The organism is Pantoea sp. SIMBA_079 (assembly GCF_046940275.1).
GTDB classification, from domain to species: Bacteria; Pseudomonadota; Gammaproteobacteria; order Enterobacterales; family Enterobacteriaceae; genus Pantoea; species Pantoea borealis.
On record NZ_JAWRYR010000005.1, the window covers coordinates 18,976 to 37,404 of the forward strand.

At 59.3% G+C, this 18,429-nt stretch carries 14 protein-coding genes; 12 read left to right on the top strand and 2 right to left on the bottom strand.

Going from position 1 to position 18,429, the window contains the following annotated elements; all coding sequences use genetic code 11:
* The first annotated feature begins 45 nt into the window (after positions 1 to 45).
* The 3 genes from SB719_RS09180 (at position 46) to SB719_RS09190 (ending at position 4,375) form a co-directional block, all read left to right on the top strand.
* Positions 46 to 633 (top strand): Yip1 family protein, encoded by a 588-nt coding sequence (locus tag SB719_RS09180; protein ID WP_065649791.1) that lies wholly within the window; start codon positions 46 to 48, stop codon positions 631 to 633.
* 186 nt (positions 634 to 819) lie between these two features.
* Positions 820 to 1,758 (top strand): D-alanyl-D-alanine endopeptidase, encoded by a 939-nt coding sequence (gene pbpG, locus SB719_RS09185; protein WP_293006494.1) that lies wholly within the window; start codon positions 820 to 822, stop codon positions 1,756 to 1,758.
* Positions 1,759 to 1,921: 163 nt separating this feature from the next.
* Positions 1,922 to 4,375, top strand: a complete 2,454-nt coding sequence (locus tag SB719_RS09190; RefSeq protein WP_314686474.1) for a DUF3772 domain-containing protein — start codon at positions 1,922 to 1,924, stop codon at positions 4,373 to 4,375.
* Between the two features lie 48 nt (positions 4,376 to 4,423).
* On the opposite strand, the gene dld is transcribed toward SB719_RS09190, so the two are convergent.
* On the bottom strand, positions 4,424 to 6,133 hold the full coding sequence (gene dld, locus SB719_RS09195) for a D-lactate dehydrogenase (RefSeq protein ID WP_412159156.1): 1,710 nt from the start codon (positions 6,131 to 6,133) through the stop codon (positions 4,424 to 4,426).
* 155 nt (positions 6,134 to 6,288) lie between these two features.
* On the opposite strand from dld, the gene bglX reads away from it, so the two are divergent.
* The 9 genes from bglX to SB719_RS09240 all read left to right on the top strand — a co-directional run bounded on the left by bglX (position 6,289) and on the right by SB719_RS09240 (position 17,514).
* A complete protein-coding gene (gene bglX / locus SB719_RS09200) occupies positions 6,289 to 8,586 on the top strand; it encodes a beta-glucosidase BglX (protein WP_292969775.1) in 2,298 nt (765 codons plus the stop codon).
* A gap of 74 nt (positions 8,587 to 8,660) precedes the next feature.
* Positions 8,661 to 9,539: an oxygenase MpaB family protein gene (locus tag SB719_RS09205; RefSeq protein WP_412159157.1), complete on the top strand. Its 879-nt coding sequence runs from the start codon at positions 8,661 to 8,663 to the stop codon at positions 9,537 to 9,539.
* 129 nt (positions 9,540 to 9,668) lie between these two features.
* A complete protein-coding gene (locus tag SB719_RS09210; protein ID WP_065649785.1) occupies positions 9,669 to 10,778 on the top strand; it encodes a suppressor of fused domain protein in 1,110 nt (369 codons plus the stop codon).
* Positions 10,779 to 10,985: 207 nt separating this feature from the next.
* Entirely contained in the window at positions 10,986 to 12,881 is a 1,896-nt protein-coding gene (locus tag SB719_RS09215; protein ID WP_065649784.1) for a methyl-accepting chemotaxis protein, read from the top strand.
* Positions 12,882 to 13,084: 203 nt separating this feature from the next.
* Positions 13,085 to 13,618: an isopentenyl-diphosphate Delta-isomerase gene (gene idi / locus SB719_RS09220; protein ID WP_065649783.1), complete on the top strand. Its 534-nt coding sequence runs from the start codon at positions 13,085 to 13,087 to the stop codon at positions 13,616 to 13,618.
* A 161-nt stretch (positions 13,619 to 13,779) separates the two neighbouring features.
* On the top strand, positions 13,780 to 14,688 hold the full coding sequence (locus SB719_RS09225; protein WP_412159158.1) for an ABC transporter substrate-binding protein: 909 nt from the start codon (positions 13,780 to 13,782) through the stop codon (positions 14,686 to 14,688).
* Between the two features lie 3 nt (positions 14,689 to 14,691).
* Positions 14,692 to 15,858 (top strand): ABC transporter permease, encoded by a 1,167-nt coding sequence (locus tag SB719_RS09230; protein WP_314686489.1) that lies wholly within the window; start codon positions 14,692 to 14,694, stop codon positions 15,856 to 15,858.
* A complete protein-coding gene (locus tag SB719_RS09235) occupies positions 15,851 to 16,783 on the top strand; it encodes an ABC transporter ATP-binding protein (RefSeq protein ID WP_292969785.1) in 933 nt (310 codons plus the stop codon). Before SB719_RS09230 ends, SB719_RS09235 begins: the two co-directional genes overlap by 8 nt.
* Positions 16,780 to 17,514, top strand: a complete 735-nt coding sequence (locus SB719_RS09240) for an ABC transporter permease (RefSeq protein WP_292969787.1) — start codon at positions 16,780 to 16,782, stop codon at positions 17,512 to 17,514. The genes SB719_RS09235 and SB719_RS09240 overlap by 4 nt, the downstream gene beginning before the upstream one ends.
* A 169-nt stretch (positions 17,515 to 17,683) precedes the next feature.
* Here the strand turns inward: SB719_RS09240 and SB719_RS09245 are convergent, their stop codons facing one another.
* Positions 17,684 to 18,418: a MerR family transcriptional regulator gene (locus SB719_RS09245; protein ID WP_065650490.1), complete on the bottom strand. Its 735-nt coding sequence runs from the start codon at positions 18,416 to 18,418 to the stop codon at positions 17,684 to 17,686.
* Between the last annotated feature and the right edge of the window lie 11 nt (positions 18,419 to 18,429).

Below are 18,429 nucleotides of genomic sequence, written 5' to 3' on the forward strand. Positions count from 1 at the left end.
ACTGAATGCTAAAGGGGCGGCCCACTGCATCAGAGGAGTGATTTTATGAATCATGTCTGGGGTCTTCTGGCGCATCCGAATCAGGAAATGCGCCATATCAAGCAGGAAAACGAAAGCGTTTCACATCATTACACGCATCACGTGCTGCTCATGGCAGCGATACCGGTAATATGTGCCTTTATCGGCACGACACAATTTGGCTGGAATCTTGGCGAAAATCGCTTTATTCAGCTCAATCTGATGACCGGCATCGGTCTGGGTATTCTCTTCTATTTGTTAATTCTGGGCGGCGTCGCAGTGATGGGGCGGGTGATCCACTGGATGGCGCGCGACTATCCGCAGCGTCCCGGTATTCAGCGCTGCACCGTATTCGCCGGCTACGTGGCCACGCCGCTGTTTCTCAGCGGTCTGGTGGCGCTTTATCCGCTGGTGTGGCTCTGCGTACTGGCGGGAGCAGTGGCGCTGGTTTACACCGGTTATCTGCTTTATGTCGGTATTCCGGTGTTTTTAAATATCGATCGTGAAGAGAGTATGCGCTTCTCCGGCTCCACGCTGGCGATTGGGGTACTGGTCTTTGAAGTGCTGCTGGCGCTGACGGTTGTACTGTGGGGTTATGGGCCTCGGCTGTTCTGATATTCGCGCTTTTTTCTGAGGCCGCACATAACTGCGGCCTTTTTAACGCCCGGAAACAATCTCACTAAGAAATTTGCTGCATTTGCGCGTATTATCCTGCTGCCAGCCCGCACCCTGACAGGCCTGATGCGGGCGGCCTGTGGAGCTTTCACAGCGCAAAATTCCTGATCGGATCTCACTGACACGATGTCTGTAAAATTACCTGTTTCTCTGCTGTCGCTGGCGCTGTTTATGACAGCCCCGGCGGCGATAACACCTGTACTGGCTGCACCCGCCGCGCTCCCGGGTCTGGCACCGCTGGCCCAGCCGCAAATCGCCTCCGGCAGCGCCATGATTGTTGATCTCGACACGGGCAGGGTGCTGTTCTCAAGCCATCCTGACCGCGTGCGCCCTATCGCCTCTATCACTAAAGTGATGACGGCGATGGTGGTGCTGGATGCAAAATTGCCCATGGATGAGCTGCTCTCGGTGGATATCAGCCAGACGCGCGAAATGCGCGGTGTGTTTTCGCGCGTCAAACTCAACAGCGAAATCAGTCGCCGCTCTATGCTGCTGCTGGCGCTGATGTCCTCTGAAAACCGCGCGGCGGCCAGTCTGGCGCACCACTATCCGGGCGGCTATAACGCCTTTATCCGCGCCATGAATGCCAAAGCGCGCGCGCTGGGTATGACGCACACGCGCTATGTAGAACCCACCGGCCTCTCCACGCAGAATGTCTCCAGCGCCAGCGATCTGGTTAAGCTGCTGAAAGCGACGCGTCAGTATCCGCTGCTCGGCCAGCTCAGCACCACAAAAGAGCAGACGGCGGTGTTTCAGCACCCGAGCTACGCACTGCCGTTCCGCAACACCAATCACCTGGTTTACAAAGAGGGCTGGCGGATCCAGCTGACGAAAACAGGGTACACCGATGAGGCGGGCCACTGCCTGGTGATGCGTACGGTGATCAACAACCGCCCGGTGGCGCTGGTGGTACTGGATGCGTTTGGCAAATATACCCACTTTGCCGATGCTAATCGCCTGCGCGACTGGCTGGAAACCGGTAAAGCAGCCCCGGTTCCGGCGGCAGCGCTGGCGTATAAAAAACAGAAAGCGGGACTCACTACCAGCAACACGGTAGTGGAATAACGGCAAGGGTGCGCGCCCGCCAGCAGGCGGACCGCACCCCTTGTAAAGCGGCATATCACCCGTTCCCTGATTTGATATGCTCAATCCTGTTATCACCCGGCGGCGACCTCCTGTACGGGCCGCCACACTCATTTAACTGGCTTATTCGCTGGAATGTCGTTCTATGATGAAGTTTCGTTTTTTCACGATTCCGCTGTTACTGCTCATGCTGTGTGTGCCCGCGCTGAGCCAGGCGGATGACGCGCCCGATGTGACGCAACAGCAGCCGGCACAGGAAGAAGAAGCGCCGCCGCAGGTTAATCCGGCGGTTGAGCTGCCAAAAATGCAAAAAATTCTCGACAAGATCAAAGGACAGGTCTCGGGAGAAACCAGCGAAAACCAGCTCAACCAGCTTAATGAGATGGCGCTGGAGCTGTCGGGCAATGCAGAGACGCTGGGGCAGGCGTTACTCCCGCAGCGCCAGCAGCTTGATGCGCAGCTGGCGGTACTGGGTCCCGCGCCGAAAGCGGACAGCGGCGTTAAAGAGACGCCGGAGGTCACGCGTAAGCGCCGTTCGCTGGAAAACCAGAAAGGCAAGCTGGACGATCAGATCAAACAGGCTGAAGGCATTAAAAACGGCGCGCTGGTGCTCTCTTCACAGATTGTGAATCTGCGTCGCGATCAGCTGAAAAACCAGCTGGCGCTGAACTCCGGCAGTATTTTTGGCCCGCGCTTCTGGGCGCCGCTGGTGAGCCGCCAGGATCTTGACGGCGAAAAAATCAGTGACTTCATTACGGAGCTGAAGGCGTCGGCAGCCCTGTCGTGGGAATCGGACTGGCGTGCCGGCACCATCGGCTGGCTGGTGGCAGCCATGCTGGTGATGACGCTGGGACGGCGCTATAGCGAAGAGTTTCTCGCCTGGGTAAGTATTCACAAACTGCCGGAAGGGCGGCTGCGGCGCAGCTTCCTCGCTGCTGCCATTGCGCTGACCACGCTGGCGGCGGTGGTGCTAACCTTTAACTTCAGCGCGCTGGCGTTTACCCGCCGGGATGAAGTCTCCGGTGACGTACAGGATTTTGTTACCCGCCTGGTGCAGCTGAGCGTCTACTGCGGGCTGATTGCCGGCCTGGGACGGGCGTTTCTCTCGACCCGCCGTCCCAGCTGGCGACTGCCGGCCATCTCTAATGAGGTTGCGCTGGCGCTGAAGCCGTTTCCGCCGATTACCGCTGCGCTGGTGTTTATCTTTCAGACCGCAGAAGCGTTTAACTACACGGTAGGCACCAGCCTCAGCACCACGATTTTTGCTAACGGCCTGACCGCACTGCTGATTGGCAGCACCGGGCTCGCCATCAGTATGCGCACCAACCGCGTGCGCCGCCGGATGACCCGGCTGGGTAACCCGCCGGAGGCGCGTCCGACAGTGGTCGGGCTGGTTCAGCTGGCGCTCACGCTGACCGCCGTGGCGATTCTGATTTCACTGACGATTGGCTATGTGACGCTGGCGCGTTTTCTGAGCTATGAAGTGGTGTGGTGCGGGATCCTGTTTGGCTCCTTCTATTTTCTGAGTCACGTCATTACCGACGGCTGTGAAAGTCTGTTCTCCACCAGCAGCGCAGCCGGACGCCGCCTGCAGAGTTCGCTGAATATTGATGAGCGCTATCTGCAGCAGGCCGCCACGCTGCTCAGCGCGCTGGGTAAAGCGCTGCTGATGGGCATTGTCGCGCTGGCGCTGATGACCGGCACGTTCGCCTCTTCGACGCCGGTAGAACTGATTCAGAAAGTGATTGAGTTCTGGGGTGGCAAAGGGCTGGAGTCGCTGAATATTGTACCGGCGCATATGGTCAATGCCCTGCTTTGCCTCGTGGCGGGTATCTGGATATTACGCTCAGTACGCCGCTGGCTGGATAACGATTTTCTGCCGAAAACCACCATGGATGTCGGCATGCGCGTCTCGCTGGTGACGCTGTTCAGCAATATCGGCTACGTGCTGATTATCCTGCTGACGCTCTCCATCATGGGACTGCAGTGGAATAAGCTGGCGTGGATCGTCAGCGCGCTGTCGGTGGGCATCGGTTTTGGTCTGCAGGAGATTGTAAAAAACTTTATTTCCGGCCTGATCCTGCTCACTGAGCGACCGGTCAAGGTAGGGGATCTGGTCAGCATCAGCGGCATTGAGGGCGATATCCGGCGTATCAATGTTCGCGCCACGGAGATTCAGCTCGGCGACAAGTCGACGGTGATTGTGCCCAATTCGCAGCTGATTTCGCAGAACGTACGTAATGCCACCATGGGAAATGCGCAGGGCGTTGTGACCATTCAGCTGACGTTCCCGCTGGATATCGATCCGGTGCGGGTGCGCGAGCTGCTGCTGGAGGTCTATAACGAAAATGAGCGCATTCTGGAGACGCCTGATCCTTCCGTGTCGTTTAAAGATCTTACGCCGTCGGGCATTGTGCTGAGCGTAACCGGCAACGTTGCCAGTCAGCGCCAGATCTCAGGAGCCAAAAGCGATCTGCTGTTCGATATTCTGACGCGCCTGCGTAAAGAAGGCATTGTGCTGTCTGCACCGCAGACCATGATCATCGAGCGCCGTGCGCTGGCGGCGGCCACACAGGAGCAGGATCCACCGCAACCCTGAGTCAATGGCAGGGTGGTTATCAGGCCACCCTGCGCATGAGTGCCGGTCTCAGGCTTTTACTGCCCAGCCTTTCTGCTTGCTGGTTTTACCGATGCCGGGATTAAAGGTATTGGTCGGATCCAGTTCCCGATAAAACGCCTGCAGCTGCGGTTTCGCCTTATAGAGATGACCCACGTTATGTTCCGCGGGATACTCGGCGCCGCGTGCGCTGAGCAGCGCCAGCATCCTTTCTTTTAGCGCGTACACGTCCACGCCTTTTTTCACAATGTAATCCTGATGGAACACGTGGCAGAAGAAGTGGCCATAGTAGAGCCGGTGGATCAGATCGTTATCAAACTCCGGCGGCAGCTGTTCAAACCACTCTTCATCGTTGCGTCGCAGGGCAATATCCAGTGCCAGAATATCTTCCACGTCATCCGCATGTACTGCGTGATAGCGCACGGCAGCCCCGGCGGCGGCAAACCGATGCAAAAACGCATGCGATCCCTCTTTGCTGTCGCAGGCGAAAAACTCCCCGCCGCCCTCACGAAAATAGTCCTGCAGATACGTCTGCGCCTCGGCAACGCCTTCGCCGGACATTTTCAGCATCAGGTGGTGTTCATACTTATCGCGGTACTGCTTAAGGCGTTTTGGCAGGTGTGCCGGAAACAGGCGGCTGATACGCTGCAGCAGACGATCGGTGAAGTGCGGTTTCACAACGCTGAGCTTGTTCAGCCAGGCATCCATCCGTCCCTTGAGGGTGAAAAAGAGCGGCATCTTATCGGTGCCGAGCTTGTCGATCATCACGAAAGTATCTTTGCCGTACACTTCGGCAATATCGAAGATATCGCGGTGCATATATTCACCCGCCACCGGCAGATGGGTGAACTCTGCCAGGATATGACGGCGGATGTCGCCCAGCACGGCGGGGTCGTTGGTGCCGATATAGAATACCTGCTGCTGTGGCTCAGTCGGAAAGGTATCCAGACGCACGGCAAACACCGCAAGCTTACCGGCGCAGCCGGAGGCTTCAAACAGCCGGCGGGCGTCAGCGTTAAAGCGCGCCGGCGTATCGGCGTGAATATCACGTACCCGCCCGGCGTATTCATGGTCCGAGGCGTGACGCTCATCCCAGCGCACATCGCTCTGCTGCCAGCGCTCATCATCCAGCCGCCCGAGGATCTCTTCCGGCGAGTGGCCCAGGTCGATCCCCAGATGATTAACCAGCTTGAGTTTACCGCTGGCGTCCACCTGCGCAAACAGCGCCATCTCACTGTAGGCTGGCCCGCGTTTGATCAGCGAGCCGCCGGAGTTATTACAGATCCCGCCCAGTACTGAAGCACCGATGCAGGAGGAGCCAATGACCGAGTGCGGCTCGCGACCGAGCGGTTTGAGCGTTTTTTCCAGCTGATAGAGCGTGCTGCCGGGAAACGCGAGGATCTGTTTGCCGCCATCAATCAGCTGCAGCCGATCGAGACGCAGGGTGCTGACGATCACAACCGGACGATCGTAATCGTTGCCGCTGGGCGTGGAGCCTTCCGTCAGGCCGGTATTGGCCGCCTGCATCAGAATAATAGCGTCCGCGCTGACCAGCGCCTGCAGGACCCGCCAGAGTTCGAGCAGCGACCCCGGAAAGACCACCGCCAGCGCATCGCCCGCGCCGGAGCGAAAGCCGGTACGGTAGCGCGCGGTTTGCTCCGCATCAGTCAGCAGATGAGAGGCACCAACCAGACGGCGCAGGTCGGCAACCAGTGCAGGATGAGAAAGGTGAGAATTCATGAGCCTGTCCTTGTCGTTAACGTGGCGTTTCTACTGTAGCACGCGGCGCGGCTCTGGTCGCCGTGTGACAAAGGCGGCTACCTGCTATCCTCATCTTGTGGCACACTGCCCCGCTAATCTTCATTGTGCGCAGTTACTTAAGAGAACCCAACCTGATGAAATGGATTTACTCTGTTAGCCTCGCGGTCTCCCTGGCTCTGCAGCCGGCGTTTGCCGATACGCTGCGTGAAACACATCCCCTGACGGAGCAGGCGCGCGACGCGTATGTCAGCCAGCTGCTCAGCAAAATGACGCTGGACGAAAAGATTGGCCAGATGCGGCTGATCAGCGTCGGACCCGACACACCGAAAGAGGCGATTCGCGATATGATCCAGCAGGGGCAGGTTGGGGCAATTTTTAATACCGTCACCCGCCAGGATATTCGCGCCATGCAGGATCAGGTGATGCAGTTAAGCCGCCTGAAAATTCCGCTGTTTTTTGCCTACGATGTGGTGCACGGCCAGCGCACTATTTTTCCGATTCCGCTGGGCCTCGCGGCCAGCTGGGATCGCGATGCGATTGGTGAGGTGGGGCGTGTTTCTGCTTATGAGGCCGCGGATGATGGTCTGAATATGACCTGGGCACCGATGGTGGATGTCAGCCGCGAACCGCGCTGGGGACGAGGCTCAGAAGGCTTTGGTGAAGATACCTATCTTACGTCGCAGATGGGCAGCGCCATGGTCAGAGCGATGCAGGGCAAGAGCCCGGCCGATCGTTACGCCGTAATGACCAGCGTGAAACATTTTGCCGCCTACGGCGCGGTGGAAGGCGGACGTGATTACAACACCGTGGATATGAGCCCGCAGCGGCTGGCGCAGGACTACCTGCCGCCTTATAAAGCCTCGCTGGATGCCGGCAGCGGTGGCGTGATGGTGGCGCTGAATTCGCTGAACGGTACCCCGGCCACCGCCGATGGCTGGCTGCTGAAAGATCTGCTGCGCGATCAGTGGAAATTCAAAGGCATCACCATCAGCGATCACGGCGCGATTAAAGAGCTGATCAAACACGGTGTGGCGAGCGATCCGCAGGATGCGGTGCGCATTGCGCTGAAGTCAGGCATCGACATGAGCATGAGCGATGAGTACTACAGCAAATATCTGCCGGCGCTGGTGAAACGCGGGGCAGTGAGTATGCGTGAAATTGATGACGCTGCCCGTCACGTGCTCAATGTAAAATATGACATGGGGCTGTTCAACGATCCGTACAGCCACCTCGGACCGCAGAGCAGCGATCCACAGGATACCAACGCTGAGAGCCGCCTGCACCGTGCCGAAGCGCGCGACGTGGCGCGCAAGAGCATGGTGCTGCTGAAGAACTGGCGCGAGACGCTGCCGCTGAAGCGTGACGCGACCGTGGCGCTGGTAGGGCCGCTGGCGGACAGCCAGCGCGATATCATGGGCAGCTGGTCAGCTGCGGGCGTGGCAAAGCAGTCGGTGACGCTGCTGCAGGGCATGCGCAATGCCATGGCAAACAAAGGCACGCTGCTGTACGCCAAAGGCGCTAACGTTTCAGACAACAAAGGTATTCAGGGTTTCCTCAATCTCTATGAGCAGGCGGTCAGCGTGGATACGCGTACCCCGCAGCAGATGATCGATGAGGCGGTGGCTCAGGCAGAGAAAGCGGATGTGGTGGTCGCTGCGGTGGGTGAGGCGCAGGGCATGGCGCATGAAGCGTCGAGCCGCAGTGAACTGGCGATCCCGGCCAGCCAGCAGAAATTACTGGCGGCCCTGAAAGCCACCGGTAAGCCGCTGGTGATTGTGCTGATGAATGGCCGGCCGCTGACGCTGGTGAATGAAGACCGCATGGCGGATGCGATGCTGGAAACCTGGTTCAGCGGCACGGAAGGCGGCAATGCCATCGCTGACGTGCTGTTTGGCGATTACAACCCTTCCGGTAAACTGCCGGTCACGTTCCCGCGGTCAGTGGGGCAGATCCCGCTTTACTATAATCATCTGCCTACCGGGCGACCTTATAATCCGGAAAAGCCGAATAAATATACCTCCCACTACTACGACACGATTAACGGTCCGCTCTATCCGTTTGGTTACGGCCTGAGCTATACCCGCTTTACCGTTTCACCGGTGACGCTCTCTGCGCGCACGATGCCGCGCAGCGGCAGCATTGAAGCGAGCGTAACGGTGACCAACAGCGGTAAACGCGACGGGGCGACGGTGGTACAGATGTATCTCAACGACCCGGTGGCGAGTATCAGCCGTCCGGTACAGGAGCTGCGCGGCTTCCGGCGTATTATGCTGAAAGCCGGTGAGTCGCAAACCGTGCGCTTTACGATCGACGCTGATGCGCTGAAATTCTGGAACCAGCAGATGCAGCACGTGGCGGAACCCGGCAAATTTAACGTCATGATTGGCCTGGATTCCGTACGCACCCAGGATGCACAGTTCGACTATCTTTAACGGATAACCGCGTCTCCCGGCCGCCAGGCCGGGGGCGCTATCCCTGACGCCTTTTTATCCGACACCACGCCACCATGACGCTTCGCAATCGCATTGAACAGCAGATCTTTCGCCTTAACGGGCTGGCACTCAACGAGTTTGACCTCTCGCAGCCGCCCGGCGATCCCGGCTTATTTGGCCCCGACTCCACTATCTGGCGTATCCACGGTGATTTTCCGGCGATGCTCTGCGGCGGTATCAGCGCCCTGATGCTGCAGATGCTGCATCCGGCGGCGCTGGCCGGGGTCTGGGATCACTCCAGCTTCCGTCAGGATATGCTCGGCCGGCTGCGCCGCACCAGCCAGTTCATCGCCGTAACGACCTTTGGCAATACGGCCGATGCCCGGACGCTGATTAAACGGGTGAAGCGCATCCATCTGCAGGTCAGCGGCATCGATAACAACGGCAACCCTTACGCGGCCAGCGATCCGCATCTGCTGACCTGGGTGCATGTAGCGGAAACCAGCCGTTTTCTGGCGGCCCATCTGCGCTATAAAAACCCGGCGCTCAGCCGGGCTGAGCAGGATCGCTACTATCAGGAGGCGGCGCAGGTGGCGATTGCGCTGGGCGCAGAGCAGGTGCCGTGCAGCGTGACCGACGTCGCGCATTATCTGCAGGCGATCCGCCCGGAACTCTGTTTTGATGCGCGCACGCAGGAGGTGATGGCGCTGCTGATGAATGCGCCGGCACCCGGCTGGCAGGCGCGGCCGGCAATGCGCACGATGCTGCAGGCGGGCATCGGCTTACTGCCGGAGTGGGCACAGCTGCAGCTGCAGCGCCCGGTCAGTCCGCTGACGCAGTGGCGCACCGACCGGCAGATGGCGCTGCTGGCGCGCCTGCTGCGCTGGTCGATCCAGCGCGGCGCCTGGTCACGGGCGATGCAGCGTATGGGCCGTGACGCCCGCTACCGCTGAAGCAAAGCCAGGCGCTCAGCGCGAGCGCAGCCGCACTTTGAGAGTTTTACCCTTGTCTCACATGGCGCGAGTGCCGATCCTGCTCTATTCTCGGGGAAAATGGATCCCTCCAGGCATTGTCGAGGCGTTATGACCAGTTACCCTCTGATTGCTGAGGTGCCGAATCAGCAACATACTTTAACCGCGATCGTCGAACAGGATGCGCGCACCGCCTATTTTTATATCTGGCCCAACGACCTGTTTCGCAGTCAGTACGCTGTGCGCGGCTGCTGGCTGCGCAACCTTCTGCCGGCACCGGCGGAGGAAGATCGCGAAGCGATGGAGCAGGGTATCGCACCGCTGCTGAGCGCAGAATATTGCCGCACGCTGGAGGCAGAGCCAATGCTCGATCCCGCAGGCCTGCAGATACTGTGGGAGCCGGATGATACCGGTGCGGCCCTGTGGTACTACGGACAGCTGCTGGCGGTGATCCCTGGCTGGAGTCTCTATCAGAGCAAACAGGTCAGCTTCTCAGCCGGCTGTATCAGGAAAAACCGCCTTACGGCGCCGCTGGGTTCAGCCTCCACCAATGAATACTATGCGCGTGCTGAGCAGCAGCGTCACTTCTGGCGTGACTGGCACGACGACCAGCAGTGGGAAAAAATCCAGCATGAAATGCTGCAGGTGTACCAGGCGCAGTTTGGTGAGTCGGTCAAATATTACGCTATCGATCAGGGCAGCTGGCCGCCGATGGCGCTTTCTCAGCACTGGCACAACGGCGTCTGGTATTTTGTCACGCTGGGGATGAGCATTCGTCCGATGCCGCAGGTCGATTATCTGTTTGAGGAGCTGGCACCCCAGTACCGGCGGGTTGAACTGGCGCTGGCGGTAGATGGCGAGGTGATGACCGAGGCCAACGCGGTGCAGATGGCGAGCGCGCTGGCGGAGTTTGCCCATCTGCCGTGGGCGCGGCTGACGTGGATTGGCGAAGGGCATACGCTGGCGTCTGAAGTGGCACCGGTCGGCTTTGAAAGTTTTCTGCTGGCTAACGCGCTGGCACCGGAGGCAGCGTCGCTGCGGCTGCCGAAGCGCGACGGCGACCGGCCGGAGCTGCTCTGGGCGACGCCGATCACCGAAGCGGAACGCCACTTCGCACAGTCAGATGAACAGGGCGGACAGCAGCTGCTTCAGCGGCTGCTGGCAGAGGGAAATAGCCATATCTTCCGGCCGCGTCAGGAGGTTGTGGCGCCGCCTCAGTAAATGCCCGCCCTTCTTCTGTGAAGAGGGGCGCGCTGCCGGTACCGGCAGGCGATTTTCCGCTGTGCTTCCCCCCTGGTTTCTTACCGCAGAAAATAGTCACCCGATTCAACTATTTGCTTTTTTTGTGATCCCGCCCCTCTCAAGTTCCCCATTAACACGCCGTTAACCTCGATCAGGCAACTCGCCAACCAGGGTAAGGGCATCCGAATGTTTAAAACCACGCAATCCCGTTTTACCGCGACGCTGGTCGCGTTTTTTGTTGTGCTGATGCTGGTCACCGTGCTGGTGATCAATCAGTTTATCGCACCGCAGCTGAGTCAGAATGAGAGCCGCCTGGTGCGCTATGAGGTTGATGGCCTGGCCGGACGCATTGTCGAACAGATGAACCGGGTTCAGGCGCAGCAGCGGGCGATAACGGAAGCTGCCGGCGTGATGGAGAGCGCGACGATAGATATTCTGCTGCCGGCGCTGGTGAACCAGTACCAGGACAGTAACGTGTTTGGCGGCGGGATCTGGCCGCTGCCGAACCGGCGCGATCCGGCAAAAGAGAAAGACAGCACCTTTTTTGCGCGCAATGCCAGTAATCAGCTGCAGGTCAATACCTACTGGAATTCTGATGCGGCCGATAAGTACTGGGAGCAGCCGTGGTACAAAGCGGGGATGGCCGCAGCAAAAGGGCAGTGCGCCTGGGCTAAAGCCTATCAGGATGCGGCCAGCCCGCAGCCGCGTACCAACTGCGCGATGGCTATCTATCGCGACGGCAGCGTCTGGGGCGTGGCTACCATTGACGTAACGCTGGGCTTTTTTAATCAGCTGGCGAAGCAGATGGGGGACGCCATTAACGGCCGCGTGCTGATTGTGGAAGCGGATGGCAAAGTGGTCGGCAACGCGGCGCTGCTGGACGGTGCGCCAAAACTGGAAAACCTGAGCGAGACCCGGCTGCCGATGGCTGCTGCACTGAAGTCGCTGCTGACGCAGGCGGGTAGTGAGCCGGCGCAGACCACGTTCAGCGGCGAGGATGGTGAGCATACGCTGTTCCTGCAGGCGATCCCCGGCAGCCCGTGGTATCTCGCCAGCGACGTGCCCTCCAGCCTGCTGGATGCGCAGACGCACAGTATGCTGACGCGGCTGGGCGTGGTGCAGATCCCGCTGGCTATCATTCTGCTGCTGGTATCGCTGGGCTTTGTCCGCGCAATGATGAAACGTCTGGGCGTACTGCACAAAAACATTGAAGCACTCTCCACCGGCGGTGCCGACCTGACGCAGCGCCTGCCTGCCAGCAATAGCCCGGAATTTAACGCCGTGGCAGAGAGCTTTAACCAGTTTATCAGTTACCTGCAGGGGCTGATGCGTCAGGTTGGCGACAGCGCGCTGGCGATCACGGCAGCCTCGCGTGAAATCGCCAGCGGCAACGCCGATCTCTCTGCGCGGACCGAATCGCAGGCCAGCTCGATTGTAGAGACGGCAGCTTCAATGGAGGAGCTGACCGGCACCGTGCGCCAAAACGCCGATAACGCCACCCACGCCAATCAGCTGGCTGACGGCGCGGCCACCGTGGCGGCGCGCGGCAGTGAAGTCGTGCGTCAGGTCGTGACCACCATGGGGGAGATCCATCACTCATCGCGTAAGGTCGTCGACATCATCAGTGTCATCGACAGCATTGCGTTTCAGACCAACATTCTGGCCCTGAACGCGGCGGTTGAAGCGGCACGCGCCGGCGAGCAGGGACGCGGTTTTGCGGTGGTGGCCTCAGAAGTGCGTAATCTCGCGCAGCGTTCAGCCAACTCAGCACGCGAAATCAAAAAGCTTATTGAGGAGTCGGTGGCAAATATCGACACCGGCAGCCAGCTGGTTGAACAGGCGGGACAGACCATGGATGAGCTGATGCAGGGCGTCAGCAGCGTCACCACGCTGATGAGCGAAATCATGTCCGCCAGCCGTGAGCAGAGCATGGGCATTGACCAAGTTAACGTCGCGATTACGCAGCTGGATGGCAGCACCCAGCAGAACGCCGCGCTGGTGGAGCAGGTCTCTTCGGCTGCACGCGCGATGGAAGAGCAGAGCGTACAGCTGGAACAGGTCGTGCAAAGCTTCAGGCTGTAACCGTACTAACCCTGATTGCGGTGGCGCACACGCTGCCGCAATCTCATCATGCTTTACCTCTGCATACCTTCTTCTTCGCCGATTCAGATTAAGCCTGCTAAGCTTATTTTTTTACCGCGCCAGCGCACGAAACGCGCGTGATTTTCTCCGCTGCCGCCGCGGTGATTGTGTACAATAGCAGGGATTTTTCTGAAGGAGCCCTCATGCCTGCCATAGAAGTTATTCTTGTTGACCACCTCGATCGTCCCACCGGCAAGATGGAAAAGTTGGAAGTGCATGAAAAAGGCTTACTGCATCGCGCAGTCACGGTTTACGTGTTTAATTCGCGTCATGAGCTGCTGCTGCAGCGGCGTGCCAGCAGTAAATATCACTGCGGCGGGCTCTGGAGTAATACCTGCTGCAGTCATCCCTTCCCGCAGGAGCCAACGCGCGACGCGGCCGAACGTCGTCTGCGTGAAGAGATGGGACTGGACCTGGCGCTGACGCCGGTGTTTGAGCTGAGCTACAACCTGCCGCTCAGCAACGGTCTGATTGAACATGAGTATGGTCACGTCTTTTTTGCCATCAGCGATGAAGAGCCGGTGCTGAATCCGGAAGAAGCGGACGCCTGGTGCTACCGTTCGGTCGGGCAAATCCAGCAGCAGATGCAGGCTGAACCGGAGCAATTTACGCCGTGGTTTCTGCACACTTTTCCGCGCATTCCGCATACGCTGGGTGACTTTCGCCTGACCGCCTGACACGTCTCCTCTTTTCGGGCGTACCACGCCCGTGCTGTGCGGGGCAATTTTTGCCCGGCTTAACAAAACAGACGTAAAATCTCCGCTTTTTTCCCGTCGCCTGCTGCGCCAGGCTACGCTTGTTTATCACCAGGTGCTAAACAGGGCGTAAGGAAAACATCATGATTAAACAGGGTTTACTGGGGCTGATTGCCCTGTCACTGAGCATGGGCGCGGCGCATGCCGCCGATGCGGTTAAAGTGGGATCGAAAATCGATACAGAAGGCTCGCTGCTGGGCAATATCATTCTGCAGGTACTCAATAAGCACGGTGTAAAAACCGTGAATAAAATTCAGCTTGGCAACACGCAGGTGGTACGCGGCGCCATCGTCGCGGGCGAACTGGATATCTATCCGGAATATACCGGCAACGGCGCATTCTTTTTTAACGATGAAAAAGCAAGCGCCTGGAAAAATGCGCAGCAGGGTTATGAGAAAGTCAGACAGCTTGATGCAGAAAAGAATCATCTCGTGTGGCTGACGCCGGCACCCGCAAATAACACCTGGACCATCGCCGTGCGTGGTGACGTGGCGCAGCAGCATAAGCTGACTTCGCTTGACGATCTCAGCGCGTATCTGAAACAGGGCGGCGAGTTCAAACTGGCTGCCTCCGCTGAATTTATCGAACGCGGCGATGCCCTGCCGGCGTTTGAAAAAGCGTACAGCTTCAAACTCAGCCAGTCACAGCTGCTCTCGCTGGCCGGCGGTGATACGGCGGTCACCATTAAAGCTGCGGCGCAGAAGACCTCAGGTGTTAATGCGGCTATGGCGTACGGAACGGACGGCCCGGTAGCGGCACTGGGTCTGCAGACGCTGAGCGATCCCAAAGGCGTACAGCCAATCTATGCACCGGCGCCGGTCGTGCGTGAAGCGGTACTGAAGCAGTATCCGCAGATGAAAGAATGGCTGCAACCGGTGTTCAGTAAGCTGGATGAAAAAACGCTGCAGCAGCTCAATGCGCAGATTGCGGTGGAAGGGCAGGATGCCAGCCAGGTAGCAACAGCGTGGCTGCAGCAGAACAAGTTGCTGTAAAAGGTGAGACAGCTGCTGTTGCGCCCCGGCCGGCAGCCGGTCACGCTGCTGCTGACGGCGCTGATCACGCTAACGCTGCTGACGCTGCCGTTTCTGCGCTTCGCCGCTAACCGGCTGGTCTCGGGCGAGCCGCTGATGGCGTGGCAGGTTGCGCACGCTGGCTGGCTGGTGCTGCCTGTCGCGGTACTCTGGCTGAGCCTGTTCGGGCTACCGGGCCGGCGTGCATCACTGCTCACGCTGCTGGGCGCGCAGGGGCTGCTTGTACTGCTCATCGGCCTCGGCGGCAGCGGGGCCAGCGAGCTGGCACGCAGCAGTTCACTGCTGGCGCGTACGGCACCTGGCAGCGGTTTATGGTGTGCGGCCGGATTAACGCTGCTGCTGGCAGCTGAAGCGATCAGAACGATAAGCCGGCAGGTGGTCTGGCGCATCCTGCTGAATCTGCAAACCGGCGTGCTGCCGCTGCTGCTTTTACTGACCGGCTGGCTGGATCAGCTTTCGCTGCTAAAAGAGTATGCCAGCCGCAGCACCACTTTCCATGCGGCCTTTAGCCAGCACCTGCTGCTGGTCTGCGGTACGCTGGTGCCTGTGCTGCTGGCAGGTATCCCGCTGGGACTGGCCATTGCGCGACGTCCTGGCTGGCAGCGGCCGGTATTCAGCCTGCTGAATCTGATCCAGACCATTCCCTCTGTGGCGCTTTTCGGCCTGCTTATCGCACCGCTGGCGGGGCTGGTTGCACACTTTCCCTTGCTTGGTCGTCTTGGCATCAGCGGTATCGGTATGGCACCGGCGCTGATTGCGCTGGTGCTTTATGCGCTGCTGCCGCTGGTGCGCAGCGTGGTCGCCGGGCTGGCGCAGGTGCCGCCTGAGGTACGTGAAACCGCACGCGCTATGGGCATGAGTGCCGGGCAACAGTTCTGGCAGGCCGAGCTGCCGCTGGCGCTGCCGGTCTGGCTGGCCGGTTTACGGGTGGTAGTGGTGCAAACCGTGGGTCTGGCAGTCGTGGCGGCGCTGATTGGTGCGGGCGGCTTCGGGGCTATCGTCTTTCAGGGATTGCTGAGCAGCGCGCTGGATCTGGTTCTGCTGGGCGTGATCCCGGTGGTGGCGCTGGCGGTACTCTGTGATGCGCTGCTGCGGCTGCTGTCCGCGCTGCTGGAGAAAAAACATGATTGAATTTCATGACGTAAGTAAACAGTTTGCCGGAAAAACGGCGATTTCCCGCCTCTCTTTGCAGATTAAGCAGGGGAGCTTTACGGTTCTGATTGGCACGTCCGGATCCGGTAAATCGACCCTTCTGAAGATGATCAACCGGCTGGTGGAACATGACAGCGGCGAGATCCGCTTTGCAGGCGAGCCTATCGAACAGATGAATGTTCGCGCCCTGCGCCGGCGCATCGGCTATGCCATTCAGTCAATCGGCTTATTCCCGCACTGGAGCGTGGCGAAAAACATCGCCACCGTGCCATCGCTGCTGGGCTGGCCAGCGCAGAAAATAGCGGCACGCGTAGCGGAACTGCTGGCGCTGCTGAACCTTGATCCCCGGCTGGCGACCCGCTATCCGCACCAGCTTTCCGGCGGACAGCAGCAGCGGGTTGGCGTGGCGCGCGCGCTGGCTGCCGATCCGGAGCTGCTGCTGATGGATGAGCCCTTCGGCGCGCTCGACCCGGTAAACCGTCAGGCGCTGCAGCAGGAGATGCTGCGCATTCAGCGGCTCACTGGCCGTACCATCGTGCTGGTTACACACGACATTGATGAGGCGCTGACGCTGGCCGATCGGCTGGTATTGATGGATAACGGTGAAATCGTACAGCAGGGGGCACCGGTTGCACTGCTGACGCAGCCTGCCAGCGACTTTGTCCGTAACTTTTTTGGCCGCAGCGAGCTGGGCGTGAGGCTGCTGGCGCTGGGGCAGGCGGGCAGCGTGGCGCGCCGCGGCGAATGGGTAGAGGCCGAGCCGATTGCCGCCGCGCTGTCGCTGCGCGAGGCGCTGTCGCAGTTTATTGCGCGCGGGACCGACAGGTTACCGGTAGTGGATCAGCAGCAGCGGGTAGGTGTGCTGCATTTCAGCGATCTGCTGCGCCCGCGGGACGCTCAATGAAGCGCCTGTTATACGAGCCGCTGAGCTGGCTGATCGCGCTGTTTTTACTGCTGCTGTGGGGATTGCCGCACAGTGAACCGCTGTTTGCGTACTGGTTTCCGCAGCTTGAGCGCCCGCTGTATCAGCAGGAGAGCTTCTGGCGCCTGACGCTGGCCCATCTCTGGCTGGTCGCAAGCGGCACCCTGCTGGCAGTGATCGTGGGCGCGGGCGGGGCAATTTTCGCTACGCGCCGCTGTGGCCGTGCGTTCCGTCCAACGCTGGAAACGCTGGCGGCGGCAGGGCAGACGATCCCGCCGGTTGCCGTGTTAGCGATTGCCGTGCCGGTAATGGGGTTTGGCGCCACGCCTGCCATTGTGGCGCTGTTTCTTTATGGCGTATTGCCGGTGCTGCAGGGGACGCTGGCGGGCATTGAGAGCGTACCGGCCAGTAACCGGGAGATCGCAACCGGACTGGGCATGGGGCCGTGGCGGCGTCTCTGGCAGATTGAACTGGCGCTGGCTGCGCCGGTAATGATGGCAGGCATACGTACATCGGTGATGATCAATATCGGCACAGCAGCTATTGCCTCTACAGTAGGCGCCGCCAGCCTCGGCTCGCCCGTGATCATTGGTCTGAGCGGCTTTAACACCGCCTATGTCATTCAGGGAGCCATACTGGTTGCGCTGCTGGCGCTGATTTGCGATCGGCTACTGGAGCGGGTGCAGCGCTGGTTTACCGGGTATGCAGAATAAGGCTGTAGCCTACCAGCATCATGCCACCCATGCCGCCAATCGCCATAATCGCGAACAGCGTACCGATAAAAATTTTATTCCAGTTCATTACAGTACCTGATTGATGCCGGGAGTCAGGCATAATAACGCGCGCCCGGCGCAGGAAAAAGGCCTGACGTGCGGTTTTACATTACGCCGGTTCATGCATCTGTATTGAAAAACCCTGCGCCTGCCAGTGCTCAAACTGCTCCTGCTGACGCCGCGTTGGCCGTTTTCCGGTCCAGATAAACAGATGCTGGCCCGGAAAGAGTTCAGGGCGTGGCATATCCAGCGGCTCAGCCAGTACATCAATACGCCAGCCGTGCTGCGCCAGACGCCAGGCTTCCAGCCAGATACGGGTGCGATCTTCCACAGCCCAGCCGATCATCAGCGCATCTTTACCCGGCTTTTTGCGCGCCCCGGCCAGACAGAAAGCAACGTAATCGATGATAGCGCCGTCCAGCAGACTGCACATGGTACGGGCGGTGTTTTGATCGAGACCCAGACGCTGGCGTACCGGCACAAAAACGTGATCGATCAGTGCATCAATCGGGTGTTCACGTCCGATGGTGGCGATTTTGGTACGCAGTTTTGAAGCGCGTACGTGACGCAGCACGCTCATCAGCTCTTCCTGCAGCGCAGTCCAGCCATCGTGTACATTGATCGTTTCACCTTCAAGCAGCGCTTTTACTTTGCCCACGGGCACGCCACTCTCTATCCAGCGTTTAATCTCTTCAATACGCTGAACATCTTCATCATCAAATTGGCGATGACCACCTTCGGTGCGCTGGGGCTTTAACAGACCGTAACGTCGCTGCCAGGCGCGAAGTGTTACCGGGTTTATTCCACAGCGCTCGGCAACATCGCCGATACTGTATAAGGCCATAATGTCCTCAA

Excerpts from the sequence above, each read along its gene's own strand:
- SB719_RS09180 (WP_065649791.1), top strand. The coding sequence starts at position 46 with ATGAATCATGTCTGGGGTCTTCTGGCGCATCCGAATCAGGAAATGCGC.
- pbpG (WP_293006494.1), top strand. The coding sequence starts at position 820 with ATGTCTGTAAAATTACCTGTTTCTCTGCTGTCGCTGGCGCTGTTTATG.
- SB719_RS09190 (WP_314686474.1), top strand. The coding sequence starts at position 1,922 with ATGATGAAGTTTCGTTTTTTCACGATTCCGCTGTTACTGCTCATGCTG.
- dld (WP_412159156.1), bottom strand. The coding sequence starts at position 6,133 with ATGAATTCTCACCTTTCTCATCCTGCACTGGTTGCCGACCTGCGCCGT.
- bglX (WP_292969775.1), top strand. The coding sequence starts at position 6,289 with ATGAAATGGATTTACTCTGTTAGCCTCGCGGTCTCCCTGGCTCTGCAG.
- SB719_RS09205 (WP_412159157.1), top strand. The coding sequence starts at position 8,661 with ATGACGCTTCGCAATCGCATTGAACAGCAGATCTTTCGCCTTAACGGG.
- SB719_RS09210 (WP_065649785.1), top strand. The coding sequence starts at position 9,669 with ATGACCAGTTACCCTCTGATTGCTGAGGTGCCGAATCAGCAACATACT.
- SB719_RS09215 (WP_065649784.1), top strand. The coding sequence starts at position 10,986 with ATGTTTAAAACCACGCAATCCCGTTTTACCGCGACGCTGGTCGCGTTT.
- idi (WP_065649783.1), top strand. The coding sequence starts at position 13,085 with ATGCCTGCCATAGAAGTTATTCTTGTTGACCACCTCGATCGTCCCACC.
- SB719_RS09225 (WP_412159158.1), top strand. The coding sequence starts at position 13,780 with ATGATTAAACAGGGTTTACTGGGGCTGATTGCCCTGTCACTGAGCATG.
- SB719_RS09235 (WP_292969785.1), top strand. The coding sequence starts at position 15,851 with ATGATTGAATTTCATGACGTAAGTAAACAGTTTGCCGGAAAAACGGCG.
- SB719_RS09240 (WP_292969787.1), top strand. The coding sequence starts at position 16,780 with ATGAAGCGCCTGTTATACGAGCCGCTGAGCTGGCTGATCGCGCTGTTT.
- SB719_RS09245 (WP_065650490.1), bottom strand. The coding sequence starts at position 18,418 with ATGGCCTTATACAGTATCGGCGATGTTGCCGAGCGCTGTGGAATAAAC.